At 52.4% G+C, this 17,076-nt stretch carries 23 protein-coding genes; 2 read left to right on the top strand and 21 right to left on the bottom strand.

What is annotated here, in order from left to right; genetic code table 11:
• Window positions 1-226 precede the first annotated feature (226 nt).
• The 4 genes from Dvar_RS26355 to Dvar_RS26340 all read right to left on the bottom strand — a co-directional run bounded on the left by Dvar_RS26355 (window position 227) and on the right by Dvar_RS26340 (window position 1,902).
• Window positions 227-397, bottom strand: coding sequence for a hypothetical protein (locus tag Dvar_RS26355; RefSeq protein ID WP_419656106.1), 171 nt, complete (start codon window positions 395-397; stop codon window positions 227-229).
• 258 nt (window positions 398-655) lie between these two features.
• Complete coding sequence (locus Dvar_RS26350) at window positions 656-826, bottom strand: hypothetical protein (RefSeq protein WP_419656105.1); 171 nt, start codon at window positions 824-826, stop codon at window positions 656-658.
• The gene (locus tag Dvar_RS26345; RefSeq protein WP_419656104.1) at window positions 823-1,365 is read right to left on the bottom strand and encodes a P-loop domain-containing protein; all 543 of its coding nucleotides are present in this window, start codon (window positions 1,363-1,365) and stop codon (window positions 823-825) included. Before Dvar_RS26345 ends, Dvar_RS26350 begins: the two co-directional genes overlap by 4 nt.
• 3 nt (window positions 1,366-1,368) lie before the next feature.
• Complete coding sequence (locus Dvar_RS26340; RefSeq protein WP_419656103.1) at window positions 1,369-1,902, bottom strand: GGDEF domain-containing protein; 534 nt, start codon at window positions 1,900-1,902, stop codon at window positions 1,369-1,371.
• Between Dvar_RS26340 and Dvar_RS26335 the strand changes: the two genes are divergently transcribed.
• Window positions 1,901-3,742, top strand: a complete 1,842-nt coding sequence (locus Dvar_RS26335) for a thioredoxin domain-containing protein (RefSeq protein WP_419656102.1) — start codon at window positions 1,901-1,903, stop codon at window positions 3,740-3,742. The genes Dvar_RS26340 and Dvar_RS26335 overlap by 2 nt on opposite strands.
• Before the next feature lie 217 nt (window positions 3,743-3,959).
• Here Dvar_RS26335 and Dvar_RS26330 read toward each other — a convergent pair whose 3' ends face one another.
• The 17 genes from Dvar_RS26330 to Dvar_RS26250 form a co-directional block, all read right to left on the bottom strand.
• Window positions 3,960-4,082, bottom strand: coding sequence for a hypothetical protein (locus tag Dvar_RS26330; protein ID WP_419656101.1), 123 nt, complete (start codon window positions 4,080-4,082; stop codon window positions 3,960-3,962).
• A 65-nt stretch (window positions 4,083-4,147) separates the two neighbouring features.
• Window positions 4,148-4,528 (bottom strand): VOC family protein, encoded by a 381-nt coding sequence (locus Dvar_RS26325; protein WP_419656100.1) that lies wholly within the window; start codon window positions 4,526-4,528, stop codon window positions 4,148-4,150.
• Window positions 4,528-4,713 (bottom strand): hypothetical protein, encoded by a 186-nt coding sequence (locus Dvar_RS26320; protein WP_419656099.1) that lies wholly within the window; start codon window positions 4,711-4,713, stop codon window positions 4,528-4,530. The genes Dvar_RS26325 and Dvar_RS26320 overlap by 1 nt, the downstream gene beginning before the upstream one ends.
• Window positions 4,714-4,764: 51 nt before the next feature.
• Window positions 4,765-4,998 carry a hypothetical protein gene (locus tag Dvar_RS26315; protein WP_419656098.1) on the bottom strand — a complete coding sequence of 78 codons (234 nt, stop codon included), beginning with the start codon at window positions 4,996-4,998 and terminating at the stop codon, window positions 4,765-4,767.
• On the bottom strand, window positions 4,982-5,212 hold the full coding sequence (locus tag Dvar_RS26310) for a hypothetical protein (protein WP_419656097.1): 231 nt from the start codon (window positions 5,210-5,212) through the stop codon (window positions 4,982-4,984). Before Dvar_RS26310 ends, Dvar_RS26315 begins: the two co-directional genes overlap by 17 nt.
• 241 nt (window positions 5,213-5,453) lie before the next feature.
• Entirely contained in the window at window positions 5,454-7,109 is a 1,656-nt protein-coding gene (locus tag Dvar_RS26305; RefSeq protein WP_419656096.1) for a sigma-54 interaction domain-containing protein, read from the bottom strand.
• A 611-nt stretch (window positions 7,110-7,720) separates the two neighbouring features.
• On the bottom strand, window positions 7,721-7,813 hold the full coding sequence (locus Dvar_RS26300; RefSeq protein ID WP_419664164.1) for a hypothetical protein: 93 nt from the start codon (window positions 7,811-7,813) through the stop codon (window positions 7,721-7,723).
• Window positions 7,786-9,036 carry an efflux RND transporter permease subunit gene (locus Dvar_RS26295; protein ID WP_419656095.1) on the bottom strand — a complete coding sequence of 417 codons (1,251 nt, stop codon included), beginning with the start codon at window positions 9,034-9,036 and terminating at the stop codon, window positions 7,786-7,788. The genes Dvar_RS26300 and Dvar_RS26295 overlap by 28 nt, the downstream gene beginning before the upstream one ends.
• Entirely contained in the window at window positions 9,026-9,475 is a 450-nt protein-coding gene (locus tag Dvar_RS26290; protein ID WP_419656094.1) for a hypothetical protein, read from the bottom strand. The genes Dvar_RS26295 and Dvar_RS26290 overlap by 11 nt, the downstream gene beginning before the upstream one ends.
• A gap of 18 nt (window positions 9,476-9,493) precedes the next feature.
• On the bottom strand, window positions 9,494-10,102 hold the full coding sequence (locus tag Dvar_RS26285) for an efflux RND transporter periplasmic adaptor subunit (protein ID WP_419656093.1): 609 nt from the start codon (window positions 10,100-10,102) through the stop codon (window positions 9,494-9,496).
• Between the two features lie 210 nt (window positions 10,103-10,312).
• The gene (hcp, locus tag Dvar_RS26280) at window positions 10,313-11,959 is read right to left on the bottom strand and encodes a hydroxylamine reductase (protein ID WP_419656092.1); all 1,647 of its coding nucleotides are present in this window, start codon (window positions 11,957-11,959) and stop codon (window positions 10,313-10,315) included.
• Window positions 11,960-12,002: 43 nt separating this feature from the next.
• On the bottom strand, window positions 12,003-13,181 hold the full coding sequence (locus Dvar_RS26275) for an FprA family A-type flavoprotein (RefSeq protein ID WP_419656091.1): 1,179 nt from the start codon (window positions 13,179-13,181) through the stop codon (window positions 12,003-12,005).
• A 40-nt stretch (window positions 13,182-13,221) separates the two neighbouring features.
• Entirely contained in the window at window positions 13,222-13,710 is a 489-nt protein-coding gene (locus tag Dvar_RS26270) for an HPP family protein (protein ID WP_419656090.1), read from the bottom strand.
• Between the two features lie 54 nt (window positions 13,711-13,764).
• Window positions 13,765-14,370, bottom strand: coding sequence for a CBS domain-containing protein (locus tag Dvar_RS26265; protein WP_419656089.1), 606 nt, complete (start codon window positions 14,368-14,370; stop codon window positions 13,765-13,767).
• 81 nt (window positions 14,371-14,451) lie between these two features.
• Window positions 14,452-15,480 carry a hypothetical protein gene (locus Dvar_RS26260; protein WP_419656088.1) on the bottom strand — a complete coding sequence of 343 codons (1,029 nt, stop codon included), beginning with the start codon at window positions 15,478-15,480 and terminating at the stop codon, window positions 14,452-14,454.
• A gap of 31 nt (window positions 15,481-15,511) precedes the next feature.
• Window positions 15,512-15,739: a DUF1858 domain-containing protein gene (locus tag Dvar_RS26255; protein WP_419656087.1), complete on the bottom strand. Its 228-nt coding sequence runs from the start codon at window positions 15,737-15,739 to the stop codon at window positions 15,512-15,514.
• Window positions 15,740-15,867: 128 nt separating this feature from the next.
• Window positions 15,868-16,677, bottom strand: a complete 810-nt coding sequence (locus Dvar_RS26250; protein WP_419656086.1) for a Crp/Fnr family transcriptional regulator — start codon at window positions 16,675-16,677, stop codon at window positions 15,868-15,870.
• A gap of 129 nt (window positions 16,678-16,806) precedes the next feature.
• On the opposite strand from Dvar_RS26250, the gene Dvar_RS26245 reads away from it, so the two are divergent.
• The gene (locus Dvar_RS26245) at window positions 16,807-17,058 is read left to right on the top strand and encodes a TetR/AcrR family transcriptional regulator (RefSeq protein ID WP_419656085.1); all 252 of its coding nucleotides are present in this window, start codon (window positions 16,807-16,809) and stop codon (window positions 17,056-17,058) included.
• Window positions 17,059-17,076: the final 18 nt, after the last annotated feature.

Here is a 17,076-nt window from a genome sequence, read left to right as displayed (position 1 = left end):
GTTATTCTAAGCACTCATTTTTTCTACCCAACCGGTTCACTTAAACCTGGAATTCAACCTTTCATTTGGTTTCGGACCATAATCTGGCTGTCGCTTACGTCGCTTTGTCGGGACATCGATGGTAATTTCTTATGATCCTTTTTGCTTTTTATCTGCACCCTGAAGCCAACGCTGTTTCTTTGTTTTTCCCGTGTGTATATTGCATTTTTTACTCTATTCGTACTCCTTAACAGCAGCATGCGCTGGCTGGGGCGACATATGCGGATGAGCAACAGCACGGGTCGACATGACAACCGCAGGCGTCAATGTAGACACAGCAGGATTGTTCGTCTTTTTCGTCCATTGCCGGTGCGTCTTCATCCTTCTGGATTTGTTTGGTGTTACTATTATCGGTCATGGTACACCCCTATTTATATGCGTTTTGTGATCGTTGATGTAATTACCCTGAAAAACAGTCGCGTGTTTTCGGGTCGTCTTTCATTTTAACACGGGGAATCAAAGAGTATGCCGATGGTATGTAGATGGTTATCTGACTGAAAATAAAATGAATCGACGTGAACCCACCTCTTTATAAATCCCAATATTTTGATGATATCAATAATTTAATCAAAATAATCAAATTTTTGAGTTTATCCGATCTCATTCATTGGGACGATCAGGACAGCCCCTGCACGGCGGCCTGCACCCAGTCCAGCAAAGGGGCGGGGGAGAAGCCCACGCCGATAATCAAGACAATCATGGACGTGGCCAGCCAGTGGGTCTGGAAGATGAGAATCGCCGGCACAAATTGATCGACCGGGAAAAACATGCCCGGCGGCTTTTTCAAATAAGCACGTTGACCCCCGGACGGATGCCCAGCCCCCTTTTACGGCCGGTATTTTTGAACTCAACTTCCACGGCCATTTGATCCGGTGCATAAAAAGCCACGGCGTTTTCTTTCAACGGGGCTTGGGAAACACCGGACTGTCTTGGCAAAATGGCACCGTCGCCGACAAAGGCCATCAGGCCGTATTGGGCCAATTCGTTTTGAAGGACCACCATATCTTCAATGACATCACAGTGTCTTTTTAGTTGAGCGGTTTTCGCGATCCATGCGTTGAGGGTATCGACGATCCCGGTCAGCTCCTGGGCGAACATTTGCATCGCCTGCCGGCCGAGAACTCGGTTATCGGCTGATCCCGGCAGGCTGATGTGAAAAGCGATTTGAACCGTCTCTTTTTCAAAACTCACAATGTTACGTTCCAGCACCTGGGGGGGCAGGGACAGGGGCTGAAAAGAGCCGCTTCCCTGGTGCCCGCGGTTCTGGCGGGCATGGGTGGCCACTCCCGCCCGAAAGGCGCGCAAGAGGTAGTCGGCCGTCGCCATCTTTCAGGATAATGTGACTCGATTTTTACCCCTTTTTTTGGATTGGAACAGCGCTTTATCCGCTTTGGAGACAAGCGCCTCGGCCGACTTGGCAACCCGCGGGCATGTGGCCACACCCAGACTGATGGTCACGTTTAAATCCTTTTTAAATCGATTTTCAACGCGCTTCCGGATCCTTTCCGCCAACCGTAATGCCTCCTGGTGGCCTGTCTGGGGAAGAATGACGGCGAACTCCTCGCCGCCGTAGCGCGAACAGATATCAAGATCCCGTGCGGTTTTCAAAATAAGCGTCGAAATCTCCGACAACACCCGGTCACCTTCCGGATGACCATAAGAATCATTGACTTGTTTGAAATCGTCGATGTCCATCATGATCAAGGAAACTTCGGATCCGTATCTTTTATAATCAACATTCCGCAACATACACCGGACGAGAATGGAAAATACGGGCTGCACCCCATTTCCGGCCAGGCGGTTCACTGGTAGATTGCATGCAGTGCCGCTCAGTGCGAACGTCGAAGGAGGACGCCATATCATGCCAAACCGTCTCATTCACGAAAAAAGTCCTTATCTGCTGCAACATGCCCACAACCCCGTGGACTGGTATCCATGGGGAGAAGAGGCGTTCAATGCCGCCCGGCGGTTGAACAAACCCATATTTCTATCCATCGGCTATGCCACCTGCCACTGGTGCCATGTCATGGAAAGGGAGTCTTTTGAAGATCCTGAAACCGCCGCCGCGATTAACGAAAGCTTTGTTTCCATCAAGGTCGACCGCGAAGAGCGGCCGGATATCGATGCCGTTTACATGGCCGCCTGCCAGATGGCCACCGGCAGCGGTGGATGGCCACTGTCGATCATCATGACGCCGGAAAAAAAACCTTTTTTTGCCGGCACCTACATTCCCAAGACTTCCGGTTTCGGCCGGTTGGGCCTCATTGATCTATGCCGCCGGATCACCGGCTTGTCGGAGAAAGAGCCCCACCGACTGAACGAAACCGCCAATGCTGTGGCAGGCCATCTCAGCGATGTGTTCAAGTTCGAAAGCGATCCAGCGGCCCGTCCGGATACGAGCGTTCCGGATCAGGCCTGCGGTCAGATCATGACGCGGTATGACGAGCGATATGGCGGCTTCGACAATGCGCCCAAGTTCCCCATGCCGCATCGCCTGCTTTTTCTGCTCAGCGTTTATCGGCGCACCGGTGACGCGAAGCTGCTCGAGATGGTCGAGCACACCCTGACGGCCATGCGGTTGGGTGGCCTGTGGGATCATGTGGGATTCGGCTTCCATCGCTACGCAACGGATCGGGAGTGGCTGCTGCCTCATTTCGAGAAGATGCTGTACGACCAGGCACTGCTCGCCCTGGCCTACCTGCATGCTTACGAACAAACCGGCCGCGTGCTGTTCAGGGAGACCGCCCGGGACACGTTGACCTATGTGCTGCGCGACATGACCGATCCGCAAGGCGGTTTTTACACCGCTCAGGATGCCGACAGCGAAGGCCAGGAAGGCAAGTTTTATGTGTGGACCCAGGACGCGTTTGAACACGTCGCCGGCGACGAACTCGAAAAGACGCCCTGGCTGCGTCTTTTCAACCTGCAGCCGGCGGGCAATTTTCTCGACGAAGCCACAAAGCAAAAGACCGGCAACAATATTTTGCACTTATCATCCGATCTGGACGCATGGGCCGCTGAATTGAAAACGGCCCCGGATCGACTGGCCGCGAAATGGGAACAACTGCGGCAGCGTCTGTTTGCCCGGCGGGAGCGGCGCATTCCTCCACTCAAAGACGACAAGGTCCTGACCGATTGGAATGGTCTGATGATAGCGGCCATGGCAAAGGGAGGCCGGGTGCTGGGTGATTCGCGGTTCAAGGACGCTGCGGAAAAAGCGGCCGGATTCGTGCTGCAACACCTTGTTGATGAACGCGGCGCCCTGTTGCACCGGTACCGGGGGGGAGAAGCCGCCATTGCGGCAACCGCCAACGACTATGCTTTTTTCATCATGGGCCTGATCGATCTGCACCGCAGCGTTGGTGAGCCATTTTGGTTGAACCACGCCGAAGCCTTGCAATCGGCCATGAACGAAGGCTTCTGGAAGGCTGAGCAGGGCGGTTTTTATCTGACGGCCGCCGATGATAACGATCTGCCGGTCAGACCTTTGGAGCTTTACGACGGCGCCTTGCCTTCGGCCAATGCGGTGGCCCTGAACAACCTTTTGCACCTCGGACGGTTGACCGGCCGGGAGAGGTGGCGCCGGCAGGCGCTCCAGCAGATTCAGGCTTTCGCCGCATCCGTGAAGCAACAGCCGATGGCCTTCACCCATACGCTTAACGGCTGGGAACTGGCGCTGAGAGATAGCGGTGGACCTGCGTAACATCGTCTTTGGTTGAGGACCTCTTTTACGGTGAATGGCAGTTTCCGGTCCGATCGTACTACTTTTTCTCGGTTTACGATTCGTCCAGATCGAACCGGGTTCGTGAAAGGTCGCTTTGAGTGGCAAATGGCTTGGTTTAATTAGATAGCGCTTTGAAGACAGCGGATAGCAATACCTTTTCATTTTAGACGTGTTCCATGTTGTTGGGTTAAAGCGTTTAACGGTGAAGTTTGCAACGATGACGTTTTAAAGCGAAGCCGGCAACATGATGGCCGCCGCCCCGCACGGCAACAGGCAGATCATTTTCTCTTTTAAGAAAGCGCTTTTTATTTTCCTTCATTTTGCCCCTCGCCTTTAATTCAGGCCGGTCGTTTTCGAGACAATTGAACCTTTTTGGTGTCTGGATCATGATAATCCACCATTTTTCATGGACTGCCAGATCTCTATGCGATTGCTGTCAGGATCGAACAGATGAAAAACGAGGGCATTCCATGGATGCTTTCTGATGCCATTGGGCTTCAAACCCATAGCCAATAGCCTTTTGTGAACCGTCGCTATGTCCTCGACCTCCAAAGTAATGGTAATGCCATTTCCAGCAGCGCTCTTAATGGTCGATCGCTTTTCATCGGCAATGCTCAAGCGGTTTTTTTCCGTCAGGTGGAATTCCACGAACCAATCGTTGGAAAAGTTGACCGGCAATTGGAGTCGATCCCTGTAAAAGCGAACCATGTCATCCCATTGCCGGCAGTACAGAATCGTATTGACCGTGATTGGATGGAGCACCATCAATGGTTGCCTTCAGCGATGCATCTTTTGGCCCTGGCGCCGCTCATCTTGGCTGCCCGTCGATAGCAATCATGCCGTTCACCGGCGGTTTTGGATTCCATTTTGCACGAGTCGAGCCGGCGAACCAGCTGTTCATGCGCCTGGGAGCAACATCGTTTGGCCTTGGTAGTAAATGCGTTCATCATGGTTAGCCTCCTTATCAAGAAATTGAGTGAATAAATCAAAAAAATGATTTTCTACCAGTCGATTACCATTCCCTCCCACGCGAACACGATGCCGTCGAACCGCTTCCTCCAGATGCCTTCCATTTCAGACAAAAAAGAGTCATCTTGATCCGGGTCCTGGCGGGTCACGACCAAGCGGTCGATGTGTGCCAATCGGGCAACCGGTGCGGCTTGGCTGAACGGGTTGCTGCATCGCAGGAGCCAACAGCCACCGTCAGGTTTTGTGGAATCATCGAAACTGCCCAAATTCAATGCCTAAGCCCAGGCATTGATCGCCGTTCACACAGGCAGCGGCATCTTCGTTATCAAGGTAGTGACGGATTTTATTGCCCTGATACTCGAAATCAACCGCCCAAGCGTGATTGTTCTCATCCCATCTCACATCCAAATTTTCACCACAGTGTCCAAAATCAGGATACAAGGAACGGATTTGGCCGCATACGTCTTTATCTGTCAGCATCGGAGTACCTCCTCTGTTCGTAAAACTGTCATCAAAAGATCTTAGATGAATGCTACTGGCACACCAAAAAACGATTGCTGATGTTTCGGTGGCTATCAGCACTTCGTGGTGCGCGACATCTGCAAGTATTACTGGGAAGAGATGCAATCTGCATTCCATTAAATTCAATCCGAACTATGTGCATCAAATAGCCAGCAGAGTTGATCAGTGGGTTGAGGGTAGTGGGGTCTTTATGGACAAGCTAGTGCGCTTCGGAAGCTTTTTTAGAGGGTTTGCGAATACGCATGCGCTTCATGCGTTCGATCAAGGTGGTGGGCTTGATACCCAGCAGATGGGCCGCACCGTCATTCCCATAGATTTTCCATTTGCACTGTTTCAAGGCGTTGATTGTGTTTTGGCGGTCAAATTGTTGCATGGCGTCGGCGGAAAGAACCGTTTCCCGATTCTGAGGCTTGGCTGCTCGATCCACTCGCGGCTCCGTGTCGGTGAGGGCAAAGTCCTGCATGGCAGAAAAGTTCAGTGATGTTGACCGGGAGAGGATTATTGCCCGCTCTACCGTATTCTCCAGTTCGCGCACATTTCCCGGCCAATCATAGGACTGCAGATCCAAAATATTTGCCTGGGTCAACTGGGGAGGCGGCACATTGAGCTTGCGGGAGAGCTTTTCGACGAAATGGGTGGCCAGCAGCTGGATATCCTCCTTGCGGTCCCTTAAAGGGGCAATCTGAATGGGAAACACGTTCAGCCGGTAAAACAGGTCGTCACGGAACCGTTTGGCCCGGACCTCGCTTAGCAATGATTTGTTGGTGGCGGCAATGATGCGGACATTCACCTTTCGCGTTTTATCGTCCCCCACCCGTTCATATTCGCCTTCCTGAAGGATGCGCAGCAGTTTGCTTTGCAGATCCAGGGGTATTTCACCCACCTCGTCCAGAAAGATGGTACCGCCGTCGGCGGCTTCGAACCGGCCGATACGATCTTTGACGGCACCGGTAAAAGCGCCCTTGACATGGCCGAAGAACTCACTCTCATAGAGATCTTTGGGGATGGTGGCACAGTTGACCTTGATCAAGGGGTTGTCTTGGCGCTGACTATGGCGATGGATTTCGCGCGCCACCAGTTCCTTACCGGTGCCGGACTCTCCATGAATAAGAACATTGGCATCGGTGGGCGCAACGAGTTCGATCTGTGAAATAACAGTCTTGATGGGGTGGCTCTCGCCGATGATCGTGCCGTATGACTGAGATTCGGCGAGTTCCTGCTTTAGGATCAGATTCTCCGCCTGCAATCGGTCTTTAAGGGATTGAATTTCCCGGGTACGCTCGGCAACCACAGCCTCCAGATCATCCCTGGATTGAATAATTTTTTTCTCGGTACGTTTGCGTTCGGAAATATCCTCCACCATGCCGAGGATAGACCGCTCTTGGGGATTTCTGCCATGTATCAGCGTGGCCGCCATGCTTCCCCAGATTACCTTGTTTTGCTTGGTATGATATCTTTTTTCCAGGTTGTAGTGGTCGATCGCACCATCGATCAATTGACGAAACCGTTCCATATCGGCATCGACATCTTCCTTATGCGTGATATCGGCAAAATGCATGCGCTGCAATTCATGCTGCGAATAGCCGAGCATACGGCAAAGCGCATGATTGGCCAACACAATGCTTCCTTCCCGGTCGGCGATGGCTGCACCGAAAGGCGCGTGTTCGAAGATCTTGCGAAATCGCATTTCGCTGATCTTCAACCTCGACTCGGTCCGCTTCTGCTTGCGGATCTCTTTTTCGAGTCGCTGATTGGTTCGCTCGAGAGCACGGACGTACTCCGAGCATTGGTTTTCTAATAGTTGGCATTTTTCTTCCAACGCTTTCAGGCTCGGCTCGGATTGGTTTACAGCCATTTTTTACCTCTTCAGAAAAAACTCAATTCCTTGAGATAAAATAATCAGCTTTTCGTATAACTCAACAAATTGAGGTCCATTTATTTCTGAAGCGTGCGTAATTTCCCAGATTTCAACCGCTTGAACGTTGGTCAGCGCTGGCCTTGAATGTGAAGATCATTACTCGAGAAATTAAAAAGTTGAGCACCATCTCTGAAGACATACGGACAGCCGTCAGGAATCACGGTGGAGGTCATGCCAATCATTCTTTTTTCCATGTCATAGATTGGGAGAAAGTCAACGAGGTTTTTTTAAAGAAGAGCTGAGGCAGGTACTTAAATGGGGTGCCGGCTATTCACATCCGTTCATTCATCCTTATTTTCTGATTTATCTTCTATAGTTGAGCCCCATCCGCCTTTTCATAGCTGATGGGGCTTTATTTCGAAGGTTGCTTATTGGAAAAAAAGCATGATCCACCCAATCAACCATAGGGAACCAGCTGTTTTTTGGATGAGTGGCTCAGTTTTTTTTAATCGTTCAATGCCGATATATATTGTCGGCACCCAGGCAAGGGTGAGAAATGTCGATACCAAAAGCCCGGCGATGGCCACCACCGCCAAGGGAGACAGCCGTTAGAGTCCAACGGCAGACTGTGCCGCCACCGGGAGCATACCGGCCATGGTGCTCAGCGCCGTCATCAAAATGGGTCGGGTTCGGCGAAAAATGGCCTGCTCGATGGCGTCTTGAATCGATACGCCTTCAGCCCTGGCCGTTTCGATAAAATCCAAACCACCGAAAGGGGACGCAGAATTTTCTGGGAATAGCCGCCCACAAAGATAATCGGGACCAGAACCGCCAAGGTGGTCGCTGTACCTGCGAAATCTGCCAGGAAGATTTCTTGGGTGCCATCCACCGATGCTTGAAACAGAGATTTGTTCCCCGGGGCTGCATGACGGTCAATGTTCTCGATGACCACAATGGCATCGTCCACCAGGAGCCCGACGGCCAGGATGATGGCGGTCATGGTGACGATGTTGAGCTCGTAGCCGATGAGTTTCATGCCGGCGAAGGTCATGAAAAATGTAAATGGGATGGACACGGCAGCCAGAAGGGTGGTGCGGATGCGGGCCAGGATAAGAAAAATGACCATCACCGTCAGGAGCACGGAATCCCGAAGCGCGCCGATCAGATTAGACACCGAGGTGTCGATGATTTCACCCTGGGTGTCGGCCACCTCGACCACCAGATCCGGGAACATAGCTCTGATTCCCGGCAAGGCCTTTTCCAAGGCAGACAAGGTCCCTGTAACCGATGCGCCTTCACCTCGCAGAATATTAAGGCCGATGGAGGGCCGGCTGTTACCCCTGAAAAATGAGCGCCGTTCCTGGGTGGTGGTGACGATGTCGGCCACGTCCCGTAAATACACTGCACCGTCCCGGCCATCACGGGCAAGAACAATGTCTGCCAGATCATTGTGCAGACTCCGCTCTCCGCGGATAGTAATGACCTGTTCTTCGGAACGTGAAAGCAGCATGCCGCTGGGGATATTGCGGTTACGGGCGTAAATTACCCGTGCCACCTGATCCGCGGAAAGCCCGTATTGCGCCAGGCGGTCCCGGCTGACAATCAGGCGGATTTCAGGAAGATAGCCGCCGAACACCTCCACGTCGGCGATACCCGGGACCCGTAAAAGCGCCTCCTGAATTTCATTATCACAGATCTGGCGGACCTTGGATAGGGTCATCAGCGATCCGGGTACCGGAGAAACCGCAAGGGTTTGCACCGGCGCGGTGGCGTCGCTGACCCGGTAGATTCCCGGTGGCAGCAGGTCAGACGGCAAGCTGGGTAGGATCCGGTTCAACGCCGCATTGACGTCTGTTACCGCTGCACCAGAGAGATGACGGCATGGGGCTTTTTCAGGTAAGCGCCCACCCAGTTCACGGGGCACCTCCGGAAACCGGCTGGACGCGAACCCCGGGCCCCAGCGCCAGCAGCATGGATTCCGCGCCAGCGGCCAGCGTGCTCGCTGCAGTCAGGGGACCCGCCACAACGGCCCGTGAGTCGGAGCGTCCACGCACGGTGACGACCACCGGAGAGACCGTCATATCATCGGATAGAAGATACACCAGCGTTTCTGATCCGGTTTCCAAAAGACAATCCGCATCCACAACCCAGCCCTCTGGTTCGTCTACGGTCAGGTCCACTCCTACCAGGCCATAACTGGGCAGGCCGAAAGGATTTGTCGGCAATTTGATTTCCACGGTTGCCAGATGACCGGACACGATGGCCGGGTGAATACGATCGACGGTTGTTTCCAGAGTCTTATTGCCGTGCGTCACTCGAACCGGGGCGTTGCCGGCGAGAGTCGCCGCTGTTTCCTGCGGCACCCGGACCTGAATCTTGTATCATTGACCCGGATCCTCCACCCGGAAAACCGGTGTTCCAATGGTGACCAAATCGCCCCTTTCCTTCATACGCTCGGTAATGATTCCAACGAAAAACGATTCAAGACGGGAGAATGACAGGGATATGGTTGCCGCCAACAATTCCTGTTCCAGACGCCGGACGCGGCTTTTGGCCAGGCTTGCCGCCAGTTCGGATTCGTCCAGGGTCTCCTGGGAGACGGCCTGGTTCAGGAGCAGTTCCTGCCGGCGGCTGCGGATGGTTTTTTTGATGGCCAGGTCTTGCCGCGCCCCGGACAGCTCGGCAACCAGGGCATTTTTCGTTGCCTGTGACAGCCGGGTGTCTATCTCTGCCGCAGCTTCACCTTTTGTCAGCCGATCTCCCACATCCTTGTGAAGCGCCGTGATATAACCCGTGGTCTGAGCCGACAGCACGGCTTCGGCTTCGGGTTCGATGGTTCCAAGATAGTGCCGGGTAACGGATAAACGTCCCCACTGTCCGGACTTGGTGAAAACGGCAACAGGCGGCTGAGAGGGTGCGGGCTGGTTTGCGAGCTGGGTTTTGCGATGGCGCACCAGCACAACAGCGGCCAAAATCAGAATGACAATCAAAATCCCAGCAAGAGACCTTTAAGAGAGTTTTTTCATATTAGATGGCCCAATTTCCCCATCTGGTTTTCTAAATTAAGTGCACCAAGAGATAGTAAATCCGAATTATTTAAGCTAAGGAACAGATTGAACCGAAATGATAGCTTCTTGAGTATAAGGTAAGGCAGACCTGTGTGTCTGCTCCCTGGGGGCAAACACGCAGGCCGCTTATTGCTATTTGCCGGCCATCATGGCAGCGATATCTTCCTCGACGGTACCAATGGGTTTGATGTCGAATTTCTCGACCAGCACATTGGCCACATTGGGTGAGAGAAAGCCCGGCAGGGTCGGTCCCAGCCGGATCCCCTTGACGCCGAGGAACAGCAGGGCCAGCAGCACGGCTACGGCTTTTTGCTCGTACCAGGCGATGTCATAGGAAACGGGAAGGTCGTTGATGTCGTCCAGCCCGAACGCTTCCTTGAGCTTGAGAGCGATCACGGCCAGCGAATACGAATCGTTGCACTGACCGGCATCCAGCACGCGGGGAATACCGCCGATGTTGCCCAGGTTCAACTTGTTGTAGCGGTATTTGGCGCATCCAGCGGTCAGAATTACCGTATCCTTGGGCAGGTTTTCGGCCACCTCGGTAAAGTAGCTGCGGGATTTCTGGCGTCCGTCGCAGCCGGCCATGACCACAAACCGCTTGATGGCACCGGATTTCACCGCATCGATGACCTTGTCGGCCAGGGCCAGCACCTGGTTGTGTGCGAAACCGCCCACGATCTTGCCGGACTCGATCTCCTCTGGCGGTGCGCATTGCTTGGCTCGTTCCACGACAGCGGAAAAATCCTTGGCACCGCCTTGCGGCCTTTTGGCAATGTGTTTGGCTCCCGGATAGCCCACCACGCCGGTGGTAAACAGCCTATCCAGATAGGTGTTAGTCTTTTTGATCGGGATCAAACAATTGGTGGTCAATACAATGGCCCCATTGAAAGATTCGAAGTCCTTGTTCTGGTGCCACCACGATCCGCCGTAGTTGCCGACAAAATGGCCGTATTTTTTGAAGGCCGGATAGTAGTTGGCCGGCAGCATTTCGCCATGGGTGTAGACATCCACGCCTGTTCCCTCGGTCTGCTTGAGCAATTCCTCCATGTCTTTCAGGTCATGGCCGGAAATCAGGATGCCGGGGTTTTTGCCCACGCCGATGTTCACCTCGGTGATTTCAGGATTGCCGTAGGCCTTGGTATTGGCCTCGTCCAGCAGGGCCATGGTGTTGACGGCGCACTCTCCAGCCTTCATGACCAAACCGACCATCTCGTCCGTTGACAGTTCCTTGGTGGTGGAAGCCAGGGCCTCCATGAGGAATCCATAGATGTCGTCCTTTTCATGACCAAGAATCGCGGCATGATCTGCATAAGCGGCGATTCCCTTGCTGCCGATGATCAACAGCTCTCTGAGGGACCGCACATCCTCGTTTTGCATGGCTGTAATGCGAACTTCGTCGGATAATGCCTTGTCCATAATGGCCTGTTTGTTGGTCGCCAACCAGACCGCGCAATCCGGAAGCGCGTCCGGAAGGTCGCCGCCAAGTTTTGCCTTGACCGCGTCTCTGACATCAAGGGCCTGCCGGATTCGGTCGACGATCACGTCATCATCCCAGGCCACGTTGGTAATGGTGGTGAAAAGCGCTTCACAGATGAAGTGGCCGGCCTCTTTGTCCACCGTGCCCTTCTCCTTCAGTTTTTCCCCATAAACCGCAATGCCCTTGCAAACGTAAATGAGAAGATCCTGTAGATCCGCCGTTTCTTCGGGCTTGCCGCACACGCCTTTCACCGTACAACCTTGATTTTTTGCCGTTTCTTGACATTGAAAACAAAACATAGACTGCCTCCTTGATTTTAATGGTGGGTGGAAATGGTTGATATTAACAAAACCCGTTTTCTTTATGCTTTTGCGCAATGCTGTCTGCCAACCGGTTCAGGGAAGCGAAATCCGCTTCGGCCGGAAGCCCTTTGCAAAGCACCGGGTCGATCACCTCGACTTTCAGATTGGGAATCATTCCGGCAAGTGTTTCCACGGTCTTTCCTCCCCATCCATAGGAGCCGATAATGGAGAGAAACCTGACTTTTGGTTTCAGCGCATTGGCCAGCAAGGTCGCATACGCTGCCAGGGGATGCGGCCCGGCCAGCACCGTCGGCACCCCCACGACAATCGTAGCCGCGTCAACAAGCGCCATGGCGAGCTTGCCGATGTCTGTAACTGCAAGGTTGAACAGCTCCACGCGAATCCCCTGCCCGACGAGGGCGGCGGTTAGATAGTCCACCATTTTTCGCGTGCTGCCGTGCATGGAGATAAAAGGCAGCACGACCAGATTATGCGGGTTGCCGTTCACCCAATCCTGGTAGGCCTCCATGATCCAGGCTGGCGGGTCGTAAATCTGCCCGTGGCTCGGGGCGATCATTTGAATTTCATAGCCCTTGAGCTTTTCCATGTTTTTAGCGATGATCTTGCGGAAGGGCATCATGATCTCCGCGAAATAGCGTTTGGCTGCTTCATGCACCCGTCCCTGGTCGGTAACGAAAAGATCGCTGGAGGCAATGTGGGAACCGAAAAAATCGCAACTGAAGAGAATTTTGTCTTCCCGCAGGTAGGTCACCATGGTTTCGGGCCAGTGGACCCATGGGGTGTGAATGAATTCTAATGTCTTGTCTCCGAGAGACAGCGTTTCACCGTCTTGCACGGTGACGAAGGCGTTTTCGGGGATTTTCAAAATATCCATGAGCATGCCCATGGCCTTGGGCGTTGCCACCACCTTGGCTTGCGGAAACCGCTCCAGCACCTGTGGTATTGTTCCGGAGTGGTCCTGCTCGGCGTGGTGGGAGACGATGAAGTCGATTGCTGGCACCGTGTCGAGCTGGGCCGTGAGGACATCGGCCATGTCCGGGTCAACCGTATCCAGCAGCGCGGTTTTCTCACTGCCTTCTATCAGATAGGCATTGTAGGTTGTACCGTCCGGAAGGGGAATGAGGGAGTCAAAAAGTCGCCGGTCCCAATCCACGGCGCCTAACAAGTAAATTTTCTCCATGATTTTTCTTTTTTGCATGACCAAATCTCCTTTTTGTGCCGTTGTTAATTTCTATCACCTACAACCAGTATTCAGGATAGCGCCGGGTCGGTGCCAGATTATTGATGAGTAGAGCCACAATAAGCATAACCAGCGCGCCAAGGCCGGCCGGCATGAGGATGTAAATATACCCCAACTGATGTACGGCATCGCCGCCAATCACCGCGATCAGGGCTGTTGCCCCACCCGGCGGATGCAACGTCTTGGTGAGATGCATGACGGCGATGGCGATTGAAACAGCTAAGGCTGCCGCCAACCAGGGTAGCCCGCCGAGAAATTGATAGGCTGCAACACCGATCGCCGCCGAAAGCATATGACCGCCGATCAGATTGCGCGGCTGCGCCAGAGGGCTCCGAATGGCGCCATAAATCAGCACTGCAGAGGCGCCAAAGGAACCGATGATCATGATCAATGCTGTTCGATCCAACAAGTTGAAATGAACTGCGCCAACTAGGGCGATACCCAGAAAGCTTCCCAACCAGGACCAGAAGACTTCAGTTATAGACACTCGTGGCGGACTCTGTGTATGTCCCAACATTTTCTTAACGTATTGCATTAGTATTTACCCCAGCATGCAGAAGGCGTTGACGAGATCCGAACGGGTCACGATTCCTATTGGATGGCTGTCGTTGTCCACAATCGGAAGTCGGTTGATGTTTTTCTCCATCAGCAATGCCGAGATGTCACCGATAGAAATGTCGGTCTTGGCTGAAATGGCAGGGGCGGTCATGATGTCGCCGGCGGTGCTGTTTTTCATTGGGGCGGCCACACATCCTTTGTTTTTAAGACAAAGGGCGACCACCTTCATGAATGATCCTGCCTTGTCGGCCCCCATTTGTCGCAGGAAATCTTTTTCAGATATCACCCCGACAATGCGACCCAAGGGATCTGTTACGGGTGCTCCAGAGATGCCCTTTTCAGAAAGCAGCGTGGCGATTGTGACCAAATCAGTGCCGGTACTCACCATCTGCACCGGGGTGCTCATGATGTCGGTGGCTTTAAAGGCGGTCATCATTCGTTCCTTGGCCAAGGCATAGGCGACCCTGTAAACCTCTCTGAAGTCGGCGGGAGTGATGTCGATATACCCTTGCATGGACTTCATGGCCGCCATCACGTCAGTGTCGGAAATTTCGACAGGGGCACATTCTCTAAGGTTGGATGAATTCATGACTCATTCTCCATTGTTGTTCGCTCTCGTAATCGATAATTTTTTTCGTCTGTCTTGAGACAATCGCTTATGCACATCGAATCAGGTAATGTACTGATCTCGAAGTTGCACGGCCATGCGCTTAACCGCAGCGAAAGCACGCTCCACGGTCCGTTCTTTATCCGGGTTGACCAGGCAGCAGGTGGCCGGAGAAAGCATGCTTCGGGCAATCATCAGATCCCTGTCGATGCCCTTGCCCCACAAGACTTGCCAGACATTTTCCAATCGGCTCAGTATCGAGGGCAGGTTTTCCTTTTGGAAGGTCTCGATCCCCGTGGGAACGATCCCCCAGACAATCACGCCGTCCCGATCCAGGAATTTATTGATTGACTTTGCATAGGATGCGAAAATTTCAGCATTGGTGTAGACGTCCAGGGAAAGCACGTCCAGGTCCAGATTCAACAGAAAGTCCCAATCCGGGTTGCCGCACAAATGGATGCCCCGCGGCCGGTCAACCTTGGCGAAAAACTGGTCCAGATCCCCTTTGGCTTTGAGATCCCCATAGCCTGCCATGGCTGAAAATAAAAATTGCAATCCCGGCTCATCCACGAACATGAAGGCATTGGGGTTGCGCTTCTTGAGGCGCGCCAATTGGACATTCAACCGCCTGGCCATGAAATCCAGCATGAACGGCCTGACCGTGTCGTCGAAAAGAATAGGGCGCTCATCCTGATCGAGGATGTTAAAACCGAAACTGATAGGCCCCTCCAGCTGTCCCCGAATCGCAGGCCGGTCCGAAAGATTCAATTCCAAAAAGCGGTGATAGACCGCCGAATAGGTCTCACTGACGTCAAACATGGCGGGATCGTCAAAATGCTCAAGCGCCGCCTCCAATTCCTCGGCGAATTTTTCCGCTGAAAAACGCAGTGTGCGTTTTTCTGTATCCAATACAATCCCTGGGAAATGTTCAGCCGCCTGTACGTACATGTCTTCATAGTAGCTGTAGTTGGGAAGTTGCGGCCAAAATGGTACGTCCAGAGAGAGCGCCATTTCAAGTGCCCGGTCCACGTCCGTGTGCGGCATGACCGCCATGGCGGTGGTCAGCAGATTGCCCGGTATTTTTGAATCCATAGAGCCACCTCCAGTTTTCTTGTTGGCTGTATCAACGATTTTTTTTTGGGTTCATGTTTTCGTCGATCGCGGTTTCCAGGCGAGCGATCAACGCATATTTATCTAAACCATATTCCTTGGCCACATCGGCCAGATTGTGGAATGCATCGGCTGGACATCCCACGCACATCATGCCCAGCTCGATGAATGTGGGCAACAAATAGGGGTAAAAATTCAGCAGTTCTTTGACGGTTGTTGATTCTGAAAGAAAGGTTTCCATGGCCGAGCGTTCCTTTATGCTTTCCCGTGTCACTATAAGCTGAACCTACTCGGATTTTGGGTACATGTCTTTGCGCTGGCGCAAACAGCAGCTATTTTTTTGACAAGGCGATGGGATAAAAAGATCTTTTACTCGGCAAAGGCAACCAGGGCATGAGGATCGGTGACGATAATTCTTTCCCGTCCGCTTTCGACCCATCCCCTTTTTTCCCAGGCGCTTAAGGTTCGACTGACTGTGTAGAGCGTGGTGCCAGAATAATCAGCGAGGCTTTGGCGGCTTAATGGGATGTCGATCAAGACACCCTCATCATTTTTAATCCCTTTCCAGCGCATCAGCCGGAGCAGTGAGCGGGCAATTCGTTGATCGACCTGTTCGGTGCATATCTCGAGGTAGCGTTGCTGGATATCTTCGATTCGGAACAGAACGACACTCAACAGGTTGATAGCAATATCCGGGAATCGACGCATCAATTCCATCATCTTCGGTTGATCCCATCCGACAATTTCTGTCTCTTGGACGGTTTCCGCGGTAACCGGATAGACGCCGTTTTTAATGACCGCAACGGCGGCCGTCAATTCTCCGCTTCCCACATAACGAATGGTCACGGTCTTTCCATTCTCGTTGAGTTTGGTCAGCTTAAGCTGTCCTTTTATCACCATATAGCATTGCAAAGCGGGATCGCCCTGATGAAAAAGATAATGGTGGACAGGTAATTGTTTGTTAGTTCCGCATTCGATGATTTGGCTCTGCTGATTCTCAGCCAATCCTTTAAAAATATCCGATGTTGTCAGACGGTCAACATTTGAAATAATTTTTTCCATCGTATTTTCCTGCTTTTTTCCTATACATCCAGACGAGTGGCAGAGGACTGCTCTTAGGGGGTGAAGGTAATGCGATGCCGGACCAACGTTGCGCTTCGTATTTTTTAAATACTCCATTATTAAACATGGGTTCAAGCAATCTTGTAAAAAATATAGATAGCTTAAAGCCTTTGCCAATAGAATAGATTTATTTGACAAGCACACCAATATTTATTACGTGAATGTACATTCACTTATCATTTCGCTATGGTAAAAAAACGTTACGGAACAGCTGTTCGCCATGATCAGATTGCCGAAGCCGCGTTAGACCTTGTTCGTTCAGAAGGTACCAGGGGGCTTAATGTCGCGGCAGTGGCAAAACGGGTGGGCTTGGTTCCATCTGCAGTATACCGGCATTTCAAAAATAAAAGCGAGATCATCGATGCTGTATTGGCATTGATCCAAAAACGCGTGGAATCTCTTTTTACACGCTATTCAGCATTCACCTTAATAATCTGACGAAAATTGATTGATGGT

This window comes from Desulfosarcina variabilis str. Montpellier (assembly GCF_048565275.1).
Classification (GTDB): Bacteria; Desulfobacterota; Desulfobacteria; order Desulfobacterales; family Desulfosarcinaceae; genus Desulfosarcina; species Desulfosarcina variabilis.
This window is presented reverse-complemented; position numbering and strand designations above follow the sequence as displayed.